The sequence below is a fragment of the Pokkaliibacter sp. CJK22405 genome (genome assembly GCF_046614695.1).
GTDB lineage: Bacteria > Pseudomonadota > Gammaproteobacteria > Pseudomonadales > Balneatricaceae > Pokkaliibacter.
The window spans coordinates 135960-151468 of sequence record NZ_JBKKHQ010000012.1 but is presented as its reverse complement, the minus strand read 5'-3'; the positions used below and the strand labels follow the sequence as shown (position 1 = coordinate 151468).

The following is a 15509-nucleotide window of genomic DNA, read 5'->3' as shown; positions in this document are numbered from 1 at the left end:
GGCTTTATTGTCGCTTTAACCAAACATCAGCGAGCGATGAGCACTCACCCCCGCCAGGGTGCCGGAAGCGATGGCAAAGGTGCCGTTTTGCATCAGGTTGGAAAGATCACCCGCGGCGAAAACACCGGGGACGCTGGTCTGCTTCATGGCATCAACGCCAAGCACCGTCCCCATTGGGCTCTCCTCCAGCTTACAGCCAAGGGATAGCGCCAGCGGCTCTGCTGCATTAATGCGACTGGCAACGTACAGCCCCTCGATAGCTATTTCACGGCCATCGGCAAGGCGCACCCCCGTTAACTCAGGCGCCTCGCCCAGCAAGGTCACCACGGGCGAGTCTTCAATCATGACGCCTCGGCGCACCAGCAAATCCCGCTGCTCAGGCTCCAGCTGAATATTGCCTTGAGTGAAGAAGGTCGTGGCGCCCCAGTCAGGAATCATCGCCGCCTGATGCCAGGACATCGCACTTGAACCCAGCACACCCAGTGCACGGTGGCTCAGCTCATAACCATGGCAGTAAGGGCAGTGAATAACCGTCTTGACCCAACGTTCAGCGAGGCCGGCAAGCTCAGGCAATTCATCACGAATACCGGTTGCCAGTATCAGCTTCTGCGCCTGCATTCCGCTGCCTGCCTCCGTCGCCAGACAAAAACGACCATCCTCACCCGTAATGCTGACAACACGTCCCTCGACTTGCCGAAACGTTGGGTAGGCCTGTAATTCCTGCAGCGCACGCTCGCGAATCATCGCAGGGCTCAGGCCGTCCATGCCAAAGATGCCATGAGCATGGGCGGCAAAACGATTGCGCGGCAGACCCGCATCAATCACCACCACCTTGCGATGACCCCGCACCAGCGGCATGGCAGCAGCAAGCCCGGCAAAACTGCCACCGACAATCGCGACATCAAAAACGGAGGAGCTCCACTGCGAAGAAGATAAAGAAGACATAAACACCTGCGAATTCATTAGCGCCAACAGCGCATCACCAGAGGATTTCGGCGTCAGCCAGCACTGATCACCCAAACCACCATTTCATGAAACTTTAATAGTTACTTAATATTAGTCTGGCGCGGAAGGAACCAAAAGACAAGACAGGTAACCTAAAAAGATACGTAATATGATAACATTTTGCTTTTCATCGCCCGGATCAGACGGAGCCCACTGTGCGTAAAGACAGCCGCCTGTCACGAGTGCTTCATGCACTGGTGCACCTGAATGCCATCGGCACACCGGTCACCTCGGATGACATGGCCAAAATGCTGAATACCAATCCGGTCGTGGTGCGTCGAACCATGGCGTTGCTGCGCGAAGCCGGTTATGTCAACGCGGCCAAGGGTCATCATGGCGGTTGGACACTGAGCCTGCCGCTGGCGAACATCACCCTGCTGGATGTCCACAAGGCGCTGGGGGAAAACACCCTCTTCACTATTGGCCTGACCGATGAGCATCAGTCCTGTCCGATCGAACAGGCGGTGAACCAGTCACTGGCTGAAGTCATGAATGCCGCCGAGCAGCTGATGCTGCAGCGTTTCGGCGAAATCACTCTGGATCAGCTCGCCATTGGCGTGCCATCCGTTAAAGCTCATGCGACACCCTAGCCCCGCCGCCCAGGTTTAACCCATGCTGGCTTCTCCCCTGACATCACCGAGGCACCGCCATCAGCACTGGCTGATTGGCCTGCTGCTGTTTGCGCTGTTACAAGCGCATCACCTCGGTTTTATTCACGGGATCGAGCACACCCAATGGCAGGAAGTGCAGGCGCATTTTCATGGTGATGCCTCCTCGGAGGATCATGATGAAGCTCTGAGCCATGCTCATTCCTGTCTGGCGTTTGATGCCGCCTCCCTGGCCATCACCCTGCAAAGCCTGAGTTTTGCCGCCCCTTCTCTGTACCGCCGGGCGTTGCGCATCAGTGAGACGACAGCGCCGCCCGTGCCGCCTTTCATCACCCGCCGCTTCTTTGCCCCACGCGCTCCGCCTTCTTTCGTCTGAGTTATCCCGCGTTTTCTCTCTCACCGACCTTTGCCTGAATCAGGCGAAGCGGGTTACTGACGCCGAAAGAAGAGCATCATCATGAATACCAGCCTTCGCAATGTGCTGAACCAGCACTTCTCGACAGGCCTTGAGCAGGTTACCCAGCGCGACACCTCGGCTGATACCGCCGCTAAAGCGGTACAGTCCAGCGCCAAAGCCCAACAGGCCATCCAGACCCTTTTAGGGGATTCCACCATTGAGCATCGCCTGCAGGCGCTGCTCGGTCAGGTCAGCGCCCAGCATGAGGCGCACGCCCATGAAGCCGCGCCGGATCATCAGGCGTTTTTCCATGAAACGCGTGAACTCATGGGGGCTTTTAACACTCTGCTGGGCAGTTTCCAGCGCCCGGAAGAAAAACACTTCACCCAGCCCTGTCAGGCCTTGCTGGAGCTGCTCGATGAGGAGCTGCAACTGGCGGATAAACCTCTTGCCGCCGCGCAGACCCAAGCCAGTCACGGCCATGATCATGCCCACGCACATTCCCATGATGACGATGAGCATGTGCATCACCACCATGCCGACACCCGCATGAAGCGGCTGCTGAAAAAGTGTCTTGGCACCACCGATATTGACGAAGGTCCTCACGCGGCCGTCGGCGCCAAGACCGGTATGGCTGCTGTGCTGAACCCGGATGATGGCCACTCGGGCCTCTCCCGCCTGCAGCAATTTCAGCATCATGAAACCTCAGGCTCGGGCCTGGAGCTATTCGGAGATACGCTGCTGGCCGGCCTGCAGGTGGGCGCCGGAGGGCTGGGTTACGCTGCTGGTAAAGGAGAGCGCAAGGAAGGTCAGGCGGAGAAAAAGCACGATACCAAAGCCCGCTTACGTGTGATTGAGCACAAGGCGCAGCTACTGAAAAAACTCGAGGCCCTGAAAACGGCACCAGCGGATGAAACCCCGGCCCAGCATCAGGAGCGTCAACAGCATTTGCAGCTGCTGAGTACCGAGCTTCGTGTCACCGACTGGGAACTGGAGCGGCTCGATCAGCGTCTGGGGAACGTCAAATACAAGATTGGCCTTGGTAAAGGCTCAGAAACGGCCGGCGCGCTGATGATGGTTAAAGGCATGATCGAGCTGGTCTGTAAGCCTCTTGCCTACGCCAGTGAAGTTGCCATGCCGGTCGCGTCGACCCTCGCAGGCGTGGCGGGCATTGGCCTTTCGCCTGCGGCTGCGGCCTCCGGCCTTTACATGGGCGTCAACACGCTGAAGCTCACTAAAGCACAACTGGCAGAGCTGCAGGACCGCCTCAAGACGGCCGGTGAAGCCTTCGAGCTGATCAAGGAAGAACTGCCGACGGAAATTCGCGAGGACTACGACCGCTTCTTCAAGGACGGCAAATGGGCATCCCAGGAGCAGGGGCTGAAAGCCTTCAAGAAACTGCTGAACTGGTTCGTCGGCGGTATGGGCGGTTATACCCTCGGCGCCACGGGGATCAGCGCCACCAAGATTGCGGCACTGGTGGCAGGCACCGCGACCGTTGCTGATATCAGTGCCAGCACCGCGATTCTCGCCTCCGTGGTCGCCGTGGCCTACGGCACCTACGGTTATGCCCGTTATCACGCCAACATCCATGAGCATGAAGAGTGGGCAGAGCGTGAAGACCCGGAGCTGCGCAGTGATCTCTTCAAGGCCCTCGCCGCCAATGGCGGTAAAGACAGCATCCAGCTGCCGACGGAAATGGCGCGCTTGCTGGATGAGCGTGAAGATCATCGCACCGACTTTCTGGTGGATATGGCCAAGGCCAACGGCCTGCGCCACAAGAAGATCACCACCCACTCCACCGACACAGCACAAACCCGGGAAAAGCGTGAAACCCAGCGTAAGGAAGACAAGGGCTTTATGCAGCGTACCCGTGAGTCCCTGCAGCGAGGCGGCCAGCAGACAGCGGCGCTGTCGCGAGGCGTCGGCAGCTATCTCAAACACAGCGCGCCCCAGACTCTGAGCGGAGAATCCTGGAAGAAAGCCTATCGCGATACCCGCTACCAGCCTGCGGAGCACAACCATGATCACTCCGCTCATCACCATGACGCTTCGGCCCCGCCACAGGCAGAGCATCATCATGGTCACGCTCATGAGCACCATCACGGGCACAGCCATGCTCATGAACATACTCATGATCATAGCTACCGTCCCCTGAAGGACCGTTTCAAAAGCATGACCCTGCCGATGAAGCGTGGCGCCCAGCATCTCACCAGCACCCTGAAAGCCCATGAGAAACCCGCGCTGGCGGCCGCACGGGAAGACTTCAGCGATAAAACGCCCTACCTCAATAAAACCCAAATGGCGCGGATTCTGACCAAGCCGGAAAGCGCCGCGCCACTCAAGGCCTGGATGGCGCAGGATGTGAACAAGGCGCTAACGCACATGGACAATCTGCTGGCCGCCGAAACGCGGCTGTTTGATGTCAGTGAAGGGGATGACCGCCTGGCACAGGCGCTGTATCAGCCGGAAGACAACCCCTTGCCCGTTGAAGAGCCAGTCAGCCAGAAACCGGAGCACAAGCATCGCTTTGGATTATCGCTGCACCGCCATCATCACGAGCACAGCCATGATGCGGCAGCTCCAGCAACGGCCAGTGGCGTACCTGTTGAATCTGCACAAGAGGCCGCGCAGTCCTCTTCTGAGAATGCGGCAGAGCAGACCAGCGAAGAGGCGGTGAAAACGCACTGGCAAAGCGTGGGAACAGGCCTTGCGACCGATCTGCTACGCCAGCGAAAACTCAGCGCACTGGCGGAAAAGCTGACGAGTGAGACAACAACACCCGCGGCAATGCAGGGGCTGATGGAAGCCTATCTCGATCTCTTCGGCCCGGTGGCAGATCATCACCATGATCATGACCACGGCCCGGCTACGGCGGAGCCCGCCTCCATCGAGCAGCGGTTTGCCCAGCATCTGATGGATGATGCCAACAAGGAGTTTCGCAAGAAGCGCAGTCGCCTGAATACCTTACTGCTCGGCACCGCGCCGCTGCGACTGGATGCTGCCTGCCGTCAGGCCAAGGTACTGCAGGACCGTCAGGCCGCGCAGGATCAGCAAGCTGCTACCGAACACGAACGTGAGCTGGCGATCAAGCTCCAGGGTCAGCACTGGCAGAGCGGTTTCAGTGCCTCCGGCGCGCCGCAGATTCTGTAAAGACCGAGGCCTTTGAGCAGCCTCTAAACTGTCTCAGAGCGGTCTCTTAACGCTGGGGTGTACTCGCACAGGATGCGCTGAAGTGCCCATAAAAAAACGGCTCGTCCCCTGATCAGGGCGAGCCGTTTTCATTAGCAGGTACGCGCTTTGTTATTTGTTACTTCACCAGCGCCTTGGCGGTAATGCGATCGGTAATCAGCACATCAATGTAACCACCGGCCAGCGCCCCTTTAATGGCATCCACGCGATCAAGCCCACCGGCCAGACCAACCACCCTCGGGCAGTTTTTCAGCTGCGCCAGCGACATGGAGATGACCGGATCTTCCTGATCCTTCAGTACCGGCTCGCCCTGCTGATCAAAGTAATGCAGGCAGATATCCCCCACCGCACCCCGCTTGACCAGCTCTGAGGTCATCTCTTCCTGAAAGTAGTTACCGGAGTTGCGCAGCAGGAAGGATGGCTCCGTGGAACCAATACCCACCAGCGCCAGATTGATTTCCTCAAACCTGCCCACGACATCCAGCACTTCCGGACTGCTCATCAGGCGGGTGCGATCCTCCACCGACTGACCAATCCCCGTGGCCGGCAACAGGTAGGAATCACACTCCAGCAGTCGCGCCAGTGAATGCGTCAGCATGGTTGCCTGCAGGTTGCCGTTATGGCCCACCCCGCCAATCATCTGGATCACGCCCCGCGCCTTGTTGGCCAGCGGGTGCATGTTATCCACCATCGCCCGGATGGTTTCACTCCAGGAGGAAATGCCGATCAGCTCATCCTTCTGCAGGGTGGTATGCATGTAGTGCGCAGCGGCGGCACCGATGGCCCGGCGGATCTGATCCTGGGAAGCATCATCCGGCACATCGACCACGATCGCCTGGGCAAAATCAAATCGAGACTGAATTTCCCGCTCCAGACTGACGAAGATATTCGGTGGCTGCACCACGCTGATCTTCACCAGGCCGTCTTTCAGGCAGCGGCTCAGGGCACGGGACACTTGCGACTGCGAGAGGTTAAGGTTCTTGGCGATATCCGCCTGCTTAACACCCTCGTCGTAATACAGGGTCGCGATCTTGATCAGAAGACGTAATTCGTTATTGCTGGTCATCGCGCTCCCGTTTACGGATCACTGGCCTGTGGATCAAAGGCAGGTTATTCACAGATGTTCTCAACCACTTCCAGACCAAAGCCCGAGAGTGCGTGATAACGCTGCTCGGTCGAGGTCAGCAGGCGCATTTTGCGCACGCCCAGATCAGACAGAATCTGTGAGCCCACACCAATCTGGCTGAATTGACCACGCGTGGCCTTGGCGGCCGCTTTGGTTTCCTTGCCACCCAGACGCTGAATCTTCTCCAGCACCGCATCCTCGCTATCCTGACTGGCCAGAATCACCAGCACACCGCCCTGCTCGGCAATACGCTGCATGGCGGCGGGAATTGACCACTTCTTGCCACCTGCGTGGAGCACATCGACGACCGGGTCCTGTGAGTGCACACGTACCAGGGTTTCGCCGTCGGTATCAATGGGGCCTTTGGTCAGGGCAAAGTGCAGCTTGTGCTCAATCTGGTCGCGATAGGTCAGAAGGTTGAAAGCACCAAAGGCGGTTTCCAGCACCGTCTCGGCGACCTTCTCGATGGTGCGTTCAGTTTCGTAGCGGTAGGCAATCAGATCGGCGATGGTGCCAAGCTTGATGCCGTGCTTTTCAGCGAAGACTTCCAGCTCGGGACGACGTGCCATGGTGCCATCATCATTCAGAATCTCGACGATAACGCACGAAGGCGTAAGCCCGGCCAGACGCGCCACATCACAGCCGGCCTCGGTGTGACCGGCGCGGGTCAGAACGCCGCCTTCCTGCGCCATGACCGGGAAAATGTGCCCCGGCATGACGATGTCTTCCGGTACGGCATTTTCCGCTACCGCGACCTGAATAGTGCGGCAGCGGTCCTTGGCGGAGATGCCGGTTTCAACGCCGGTGGCCGCTTCGATAGCGACCGTAAAGGCTGTAGAGAAAGCCTCGGTGTTATTGCGCACCATCAACGGCAGGTTGAGCTGACGGCAGCGGTCCTGCGTCAAAGTCAGGCAAATCAGGCCACGACCATGCTTGGCCATAAAGTTCACCGCTTCAGGCGTCACTTTATCCGCCGCCAGCAAAATATCGCCTTCGTTCTCGCGGTCTTCGTCATCCATCAGGATGACCATTTTGCCCTGACGAATATCTTCAATAATTTCTTGTGCAGTGCTGATCGCCACAGTGACCTCGATAACCCGTCTCAGGGACTAAGAATGTTTTTTCAGGAAGGAAAGCGTCCGCAACGCCTCCCTGAACCCCGCTCATCTACAGAGCTTTGCGGTTCATTCTAGCAGTTGTGAATAATTATTCACTGAGGATTTTGCATGCTTTTTTGTACAGAAAATCCGCAAAAACTGCCTATGCCTGTCAAAAAAAAGCCCGGATTGTCTCCGGGCCGAATGTGGGTCACACCTCAAGTTAAGAAGCGACACCTCGAATTGGATTCGTGCTGGCAGGCAGGTCTTAGCCCACCTCCGCCAGGGTATTGCACACACGGGCAAACTTTTCCGCCACCAGCGCAGCACCGCCGACCAGACCGCCATCAATATCAGGCTGGCTCAGCAGCTCTTTGGCGTTCTGATCATTCAGACTGCCGCCATAGAGAATCAGCAGTGAGTCGGCAATAGCGCTATCCAGCGCCGCCACCTGCTGACGAATCAGCGCGTGGACTTCCTGTGCCTGCTCAGCCGTTGCGGTCAGGCCGGTGCCGATGGCCCAGACGGGCTCATACGCCACGATGATACGGGCCACACCGGCACGGTCGATGCCCTCAAGCACTGCCTGCATCTGGCGGGAAATCACCGCCTGCCACTGTCCGGCTTCACGCTCTTCACGGGTTTCCCCGACGCAGAGAATGGGCGTCAAACCCGGCTGTTCCAGCGCCTTGGCGACTTTACTGACGACGATGGCGTCGGTTTCAGCAAAGAGCGTACGACGCTCGGAATGGCCAACAATCACATGATCACAGCCAATATCCGCCAGCATGGTCGCGGAGACCTCGCCGGTGTAGGCACCGTCGTTATAACTACTGACGTTCTGGGCGCCCAGGCTCACACCACTCTGCCCAAGTGCCTCTGCCACCATCGGCAAATAGGGCATCGGTGGGCACAGACACACCTGTTCCGTCAGCGCGGGGGAGAGTTGCTCCAGCAGGTCGCTGACCAGCGTACGGGCAAACACCGTGCTGCCGTTCATCTTCCAGTTACCCACGATCTTCTTGCGACGTTTTAACGTCATGCATACCTCCAGAAACCGATCGGCGGGCAGCGGTATCCTTGTTCGAGTCTGACCAGCTGCGCCAAGATTAGGGGATGGTTCGCCCCGTATTATGACGAGTCTTACGGTCAACGACACCTAAAGGCGCGCCACCCGGCAAATTCAGGTCGGAAACCGGTGTTTTTCACCAGCTTCCGACTGCCGTTATGCGATGTACCACGATGCTACTCAGCAGTTGGGGTCAGCAGCGTGCGTTCAATCGCCTGCTTCCAGCCCGCGTAGCTTTCGGACAAATCCACTCGCGGTGAGCCGGGCTCAATAACCTCCACCTGACGGCTCAGTGCCGCCAGATCCTGCCGAGTGGCCCACCAGCCAAGAGCTTTACCGGCCAGATAGCCTGCCCCCAGCGCCGAGACTTCTGCCGTTTTACAACGCAGTACCGGGCGGTTCAGCAGATCGGCCTGGAATTGCATCAGCCAGCGGCAGCGTGTCGCGCCGCCATCGACCAGCAGCGCTTCGAGCTTGCTGCCCGAGAGGCTTTCCATCAGATAGAACACATCGGCGACCTGATACGCCACGGACTCCAGCGCGGCACGGGCGAGAATCGCCGGGGTGGCATTATCGGTAAGACCGGTGATCAGACCACGCGCTTCGGAATTCCAGTACGGCGCTCCCAGACCCGAGAGTGCCGGCACAAAATACACGCCATCGTTGGATTCCGTGGATTCGGCCATCGCCACCAGCTTGTCCATATCGTTGATGCCCAGCATCTTCGACATAAAGCTCATGCCCGCGCCGGTATGGGTAATGTTGCCTTCGAGGGCATAGGTCAGGGCATCATCATGCCAGGCGACCGTACGCGCCAGGCGGTAGTCATCGCTCTCGACGGTGGTGACCGGTGTCATCAGCGAGCTGCCGGTACCGTACGTGGCCTTGATCACGCCGGGGACAAATCCCCCCTGTCCGTACAGCGCAGCATGGGAATCACCAATCTGCGACAGCACCGGCACGCCATCAGGCAGTGCGCCAAAGCCGCGCGTGACGCCTCGCAGCCCGGATGACTGACACACCGTGGCGAGGCACGATGCAGGAATATCAAAAAGAGCCAGCAAGTCGTTGTCCCATTGCTCCTGATAGATATCAAAGAGCTGGGTGCGACTGGCATTGGAGTAATCGGTCACGAACGCCTGCTGTCCGGTGAGATGCCAGACCAGCCAGGTATCGATGGTGCCGACACAGAGGCTGCCGTCATCGGCTTTGCTGCGAGCATTCGGGATTTCATCCAGCAGCCACTTGATCTTCGCTGCCGGAAAGAGCGGATCAACCGGCAAACCGGTTTTCGCCTGTACGGTCAGGGCATTATCGCTGGCAGCCAATCGGCGGCAGAACGCATCGGAACGCCGGCATTGCCAGGTCACCACCGGGCTTAAAGGCTCACCCGTGGCGCGATCCCAGATCAGCACGGATTCACGCTGATTACTGATGGCGACACCGGCAATCTCGGCATCCGCCACCCCGGCAAGGGCTTCAGTGATGGCCTCTTTCACCGCCTGAATAATCACCAGCGGGTCCTGTTCAGACCAGGCCGCCCTGGGATGCGTCAGGCTTAAGGGGCGAGAGCCCTTGGCGATGATCTGACCGTCGCGGTCGATACATACGGCCTTGGCGTTCGTGGTGCCTTCATCAATGGCGACAATGATGGGTGTCGGCATGCTCAGCGTCCTGTTTTTAGCATTATTCTTGTGAACTGTATTTCGCCTGCGTCAGGCTGCCGGGTTATCCCAGCAGCTGACGGGCCTTAGCGCTGATGCCCTTGGCATCAATACCCAGTGCATCACGGGTCGAGGCACGATCACCGGCAATGGCATAGCCGCCATCACTGATGCCCAAACGGGCAAGACGTGCACCGATGCCATATTCCGCCAGCACTTCGGCCACAATCGAACCGGCGCCACCGTTGATGTTGTGCTCCTCAGCCGTCACCACACAGCGGTAACCTTTCAGGGCCTCAGCCAGGGCATCACGGTCCAGCGGACGGATGGACGACAGACTGATAACGCCTGCGTCGATACCTTCAGCGGCCAGCGATGCGGCGGCATCCACGGCTTCATGCACCGCTGAACCCAATGCCACCAGCGCGACATCATTCCCCTGCTTTAATACATCGACTTTGCCGGGAGCGAATTCATAACTCTTATCATGCAGCACCGGCAGGGCTTTGCCATCAAGACGAATGTAGACTGGCCCGACCTTATTAATGGCGTAATCGATAATCTGCTGGCACTCCAGAGGACAGGCAGGTGCGTAAATTTCGATATTGCCAAAACCGCGCATCACAGAGATGTCATCGGTACTGTGGTGCGTGCTCGCCAGCGGGCCGTAGCTGGCACCGGCGTTCAAGCCAAAGAGTTTGACGTTGGTGTTGTTGTAGCAGATATCGACCTTCACCTGCTCATTGGCTCGAGAGATCAAGAACGGCGCGGCATTACAGGTCACCGCGACTTTGCCGCCGAGGGCCAGGCCCGCCGCCGTGCCGACCATCACCTGTTCGGCGATACCGACATTCACCACGCGGCCGGGATACTTCTCCATAAAGGGTTTGATCTTGGCAGTGGAGGTGGAATCGGCAACCACAGGCACGAGATCCACACCGGCTTCCACGGCATGCATAAACTGCTGCACCATCACGGTGGCAAGATGCTCTGCATTACTCATCGTTCAACTCCTCCAGTGCCAGACCGACTTCCTCGCCCTTGGGCACGCGGTGGTGCCATTCAGGACGTCCCTGAATAAAGGAAATTCCCGCGCCTTTTTCGGTGTTGGCGATCACCACATGGGGTTTGCCATTCGGCTTCAGGCTTTCCAGCGTTGAGACCACCGAGGCCATGTCGTTGCCCTGACACTCGGTGACTTCCATACCGAAGGCACGCCATTTCTGATCCAGCGGATCGGTTGACATGATTTCCGCCGTGGGGCCTGCCAACTGCAGCTTGTTCTTGTCGTTGATGATGATGAGGTTATCGAGCTTGTAATGCGCCGCGACGAGGGCCGCTTCCCAGTTACTGCCTTCGGCCAGCTCACCATCACCGGTAATTGCATAAATCTTGCGCGGGTTGTTATCGCGCTTGGCCGCCAGCGCCAGACCGACCGCAACCGGCAGGCCGTGACCCAGGGCACCGGTGTTTAGCTCCACACCTGGCGTTTTCTGACGCACGGGGTGACCGGGCAGTTTGGAATCATTGTGCTGATAAGTCTCAAGCCAGGATTCCGGGAAGTAACCGGCTTCTGCCAGTACGCAGTAATAACCGCCGACCGCATGGCCCTTGGACTGGATATACATGTCGCGCTCAGGATCATTAAGACGATCCGGGCTGCAGTTCAGCAGTCGAAAATACAGCGCGGTCACCAGTTCAACCTGGGAAAGATCAGCGCCGGTATGACCACCGGCCGGGCTATTGGCATTCAGGTGAATGATGCGACGACGCACCGCCCGTGCCTTTTTTTCCAGCTCTTCAACGGATAGCAAGAACGGATTCATAACCATTCCTCCATAATTATTCCATTTCGCATATTTATCCGCAGTGGCGAAAAAAATATGCCTGCAGAAAACCGGGACGAGACCACCAAGGGGACTCACCCAGCCCGTCAGCCAGCGCCTTGCAGCGGCCCCGGCTGACGTCTGTGATTGTTATGCGCTTACCAGCAGCAGAAGCCGCCATCCACCAGCAGATCGACACCGGTGCAATACGAGGAAGCATCGCTCGCCAGGAAGATCGCCGGACCGACCATTTCGTTGACGCTAGCCATACGACCCATGGGAGTCTGGGCTTCAAACTCTTTGGTCTGGTGCACCATCTCAGGACGGGTGTTCATCGGCGTGGCGGTATAGCCGGGGCTAATGGAGTTCACACGAATGCCCTTCTGCACCCACTCCATCGCCATGCTTTTGCTCATGTGAATCACACCGGCTTTAGAGGCGTTGTAGTGCACCTGCTCAAGGCCACGGTTGACGATCACGCCAGACATGGAGGCGATGTTGATAATGGAGCCCTTGCCGTGTTTCAGCATGGCGTTGGCTTCAGCCTGACAAGACAGGAACACGCCCTTCATGTTGATATCCATCAGGGTCTGGTACTGATCTTCTTCCATCTCCTCGCAGGGATTGGCGTTAGCAATACCAGCCGCGTTGACGGCGATTTCCAGCGGGCCAAGCTCCGCTTCGGTAGCCGCAACCGCTTCCTGCATCGAGGCTTTGGAGGTGACATCCACAGACAACGCCAGTGCCTTGCGACCCAACGCCTGAATCTGCGCCACAGTATCCTGCAGGCCACCATCGGTACGACGGTCAAGACAGGCAACATCTGCACCGGACTGCGCCAGTCCCAGTGCAATCCGCTGGCCGATACCACTACCGGCACCGGTGACCAGCGCCACACGTCCGGAGAGATCAAACAGCGCGGGGGCATTCAACACGTCTTGAGTCATCGTTATCACCACTTGTACTTAATGCGTTTGTTATTTGAGGTAATTCTGTTCAGGGTCTGCGCCGGTACCGATCAGGCAGTCGCCAGCTCCATCACCGAGACATCATTGGCTTCACTCTGCTCAAGAATGCCGGTCTGCTGACCGTGTGCCATCACCATGATGCGGTTGGAAACCCCCAGTACTTCTTCCAGATCCGAGCTGACCACAATGACGCTGACGCCGTGGTCGGCCAGACCATGAATGATTTCGTAAATCGAGGAGCGCGCGCCGACGTCAATGCCGCGGGTCGGCTCATCCAGCACCACCACTTTCGGGTTACGTGCCAGCCATTTGGCGATTACCACCTTCTGCTGGTTACCGCCGGACATCTCATCGGCGTTTTGCTCACCGATGCCTTTGACGCCGAACTTGCGAATACTGCTGTCAGCAAATTCGCGGATACGCTTCTGGTTAATCCAGCCGGACTTGGACACCGACTCGATATTGGAATAGCTGATGTTGTCGGCGATGCTGTGCTCCAGCACCAGCCCCTGCAGTTTGCGATCTTCCGGCACCAGGACGATGCCGCGCTGAATGGCCTCGGCAGGTTCTTTCGGGGTGATTTCCTCGCCGTGCATCAGCACCTGACCGCAAGCGATGGGGTCCGCACCGGTGATGGCGCGCACCAGCTCGGTACGACCGGAACCGACAAGGCCCGCAATACCGAAGATCTCACCTTCACGGACACTGAAGTTCACATCGTTAAAGCGGCCCTCTGCAGAGGTCAGCCCTTTGACTTCCAGCACCACGCTCTCTTTGGGTGTCGGCACCGGCGGGAACATCTGCTCAAGGCTGCGACCCACCATACTTTCAACAATGGTACGCACCGGCAGATCTGCCGAAGGAAACTCACGGACTTTTGAGCCATCGCGCATCACCACAATGCGGTCTGCGATCTGGCGGATTTCCTCGAGGCGGTGGGAGATATAAATGATGCCCACCCCTTCACTTTTAAGCTTGTGAATCTGCTTGAACAGCAACTCGGTTTCCGCACCACCGAGGGCGGCGGTCGGCTCATCGAGAATCAGCAGCTTGGCTTTCAGCGTTAGCGCCTTGGCGATCTCGATCAGCTGCTGGTTGGCAGTGGACAGCCCTTCCACCTTGCGGCTGGCCGGAATGGTCAGACCCAGACGGCGAATCTGTTCATTGGCCTCGGCTTCCATGCGGGCACGGTCAACGCGCCCGTTTTTCATGGGGTAACGCCCCACGAACACGTTTTCAGCAATCGACAGGTGCGGCAGTAAGCGCAGCTCCTGATGGATCAGCCCGACCCCAAGATCAATGGCTTCACGAGGGGTGGAGGGCGAGTAGTTCTCGCCCAGCCAGGTCATGTCGCCACTGGAAGGTGACTTGGAACCGGCAATGATCCCGGACAGGGTCGATTTACCGGCGCCGTTTTCACCCAGGAGCGCGATGGCTTCACCCGCGAAGATTTCCATATCGATACCGTGCAGCACTTCAGTCGGCCCGTAGGATTTACGGATCTGCCGGAGTGAGAGGATCGGAGCGTCTGCGTGTGAAGTCATAGCACTACCTTCTTGTTGTCATTATCAGTCGTGTCGTGAAGCGTCAGTCATCCATTACGGATGGTTGGCGATAAAGCCGTCGACGTTGTCTTTGGTGGTCAGGGTCGCATCCAGCAGCTGGACCGGCTCAACCTTGTCACCTTTCACCAGTTTGTCGGCCATATCGACGGCCAGACGGCCCATCTTCTGGGTCTGCTGGGTGGCGGTCACATCAAAGACGCCATCACGAATCGCTTCCAGCGCGGCGGTATCGCCATCAAAACCACCGATATAAACGCGGTGGTCAAGACCAGCAACCTTCACCGCCTGGGCGGCACCCAGTGCCAGACCATCGGCCTGCGCGAAGATAATGTCGGTATCGGGGTGCGCCTGCAGCAGGTTCTGGGTGATCTGGAAGCCTTCATCCTGTGACCACATCTGTGACCACTGCTCTTCCACCACTTTCACATCAGGATATTCGGCGATGGCTTTATTACAGCCTTCGGTACGGTCGCGCTCAGGGGTTGTACCTTTCTGACCGTGAACCATCAGCATGGTGCCCTTGTTACCGGCTTCATTGATGATGTGCTTACACACCTGATAAGCCGACGCCACGCTGTCAGTCGCAATAAAGGTGTCACCGGGTTCGCCGTCAGCATTACGATCGATGTTGATGACCGGAACGTCCTGAGCATGGGCCAGACGAGCAGGCACGGTGGCCGCTGCGGCACCCGCGGGGATGTAGATCAATGCATCAATATTCTGGCTCAGCAGGTCCTGTACCTGACTGACCTGGGTGGCGCTGTCGCCACGGGCATCAACAGTAATCACCTGAATGCCCTTGTCGCCTGCGTAGGCTTCGACCGACTGCTTGATCTGGTTAAAGAAGTTGGCTTGCAGGTTAGCAACCGCCAGACCAATCTTTTTCACTTCAGCGGCCGATGAGGTCATCGGTGCCAGCAAGGTTGATGCGACAACAGCACTAGCCAGCATTGTTTTTATCATTTTCATGCTAATCCCCTCGTTGGAGTTCA

Annotated in this window: 13 protein-coding genes; 3 read left to right on the top strand and 10 right to left on the bottom strand. The window is 58.0% G+C overall.

Annotated features, from left to right (window positions below; genetic code table 11):
- Positions 1-15: 15 nt before the first annotated feature.
- Complete coding sequence (locus ACKC9G_RS07950; RefSeq protein WP_411404407.1) at positions 16-1020, bottom strand: NAD(P)/FAD-dependent oxidoreductase; 1005 nt, start codon at positions 1018-1020, stop codon at positions 16-18.
- Between the two features lie 140 nt (positions 1021-1160).
- Here ACKC9G_RS07950 and ACKC9G_RS07945 point away from each other — a divergent pair, with 140 nt between their 5' ends.
- The 3 genes from ACKC9G_RS07945 (at position 1161) to ACKC9G_RS07935 (ending at position 5163) form a co-directional block, all read left to right on the top strand.
- Positions 1161-1595 carry an RrF2 family transcriptional regulator gene (locus ACKC9G_RS07945; RefSeq protein WP_411404406.1) on the top strand — a complete coding sequence of 145 codons (435 nt, stop codon included), beginning with the start codon at positions 1161-1163 and terminating at the stop codon, positions 1593-1595.
- Between the two features lie 22 nt (positions 1596-1617).
- Positions 1618-1989, top strand: coding sequence for a hypothetical protein (locus tag ACKC9G_RS07940; protein WP_411404405.1), 372 nt, complete (start codon positions 1618-1620; stop codon positions 1987-1989).
- 81 nt (positions 1990-2070) lie between these two features.
- A complete protein-coding gene (locus ACKC9G_RS07935; RefSeq protein WP_411404404.1) occupies positions 2071-5163 on the top strand; it encodes a hypothetical protein in 3093 nt (1030 codons plus the stop codon).
- A gap of 157 nt (positions 5164-5320) precedes the next feature.
- Here ACKC9G_RS07935 and ACKC9G_RS07930 read toward each other — a convergent pair whose 3' ends face one another.
- The 9 genes from ACKC9G_RS07930 to ACKC9G_RS07890 all read right to left on the bottom strand — a co-directional run bounded on the left by ACKC9G_RS07930 (position 5321) and on the right by ACKC9G_RS07890 (position 15486).
- Complete coding sequence (locus ACKC9G_RS07930; protein ID WP_411404403.1) at positions 5321-6268, bottom strand: sugar-binding transcriptional regulator; 948 nt, start codon at positions 6266-6268, stop codon at positions 5321-5323.
- A gap of 44 nt (positions 6269-6312) precedes the next feature.
- On the bottom strand, positions 6313-7410 hold the full coding sequence (gene ribBA / locus ACKC9G_RS07925) for a bifunctional 3,4-dihydroxy-2-butanone-4-phosphate synthase/GTP cyclohydrolase II (protein WP_411404402.1): 1098 nt from the start codon (positions 7408-7410) through the stop codon (positions 6313-6315).
- 283 nt (positions 7411-7693) lie between these two features.
- Positions 7694-8467, bottom strand: a complete 774-nt coding sequence (tpiA, locus tag ACKC9G_RS07920; RefSeq protein WP_411404401.1) for a triose-phosphate isomerase — start codon at positions 8465-8467, stop codon at positions 7694-7696.
- A 203-nt stretch (positions 8468-8670) separates the two neighbouring features.
- Positions 8671-10158, bottom strand: coding sequence for an FGGY family carbohydrate kinase (locus tag ACKC9G_RS07915; protein WP_411404400.1), 1488 nt, complete (start codon positions 10156-10158; stop codon positions 8671-8673).
- 64 nt (positions 10159-10222) lie between these two features.
- Positions 10223-11161 carry a transketolase family protein gene (locus ACKC9G_RS07910; RefSeq protein ID WP_411404399.1) on the bottom strand — a complete coding sequence of 313 codons (939 nt, stop codon included), beginning with the start codon at positions 11159-11161 and terminating at the stop codon, positions 10223-10225.
- Complete coding sequence (locus tag ACKC9G_RS07905; protein WP_411404398.1) at positions 11154-11984, bottom strand: transketolase; 831 nt, start codon at positions 11982-11984, stop codon at positions 11154-11156. The genes ACKC9G_RS07910 and ACKC9G_RS07905 overlap by 8 nt, the downstream gene beginning before the upstream one ends.
- A gap of 158 nt (positions 11985-12142) precedes the next feature.
- Positions 12143-12931 (bottom strand): SDR family oxidoreductase, encoded by a 789-nt coding sequence (locus ACKC9G_RS07900; protein ID WP_411404397.1) that lies wholly within the window; start codon positions 12929-12931, stop codon positions 12143-12145.
- 71 nt (positions 12932-13002) lie between these two features.
- Positions 13003-14496 carry a sugar ABC transporter ATP-binding protein gene (locus ACKC9G_RS07895; protein WP_411404396.1) on the bottom strand — a complete coding sequence of 498 codons (1494 nt, stop codon included), beginning with the start codon at positions 14494-14496 and terminating at the stop codon, positions 13003-13005.
- 54 nt (positions 14497-14550) lie between these two features.
- The gene (locus tag ACKC9G_RS07890) at positions 14551-15486 is read right to left on the bottom strand and encodes a sugar ABC transporter substrate-binding protein (protein WP_411404395.1); all 936 of its coding nucleotides are present in this window, start codon (positions 15484-15486) and stop codon (positions 14551-14553) included.
- Positions 15487-15509: the final 23 nt, after the last annotated feature.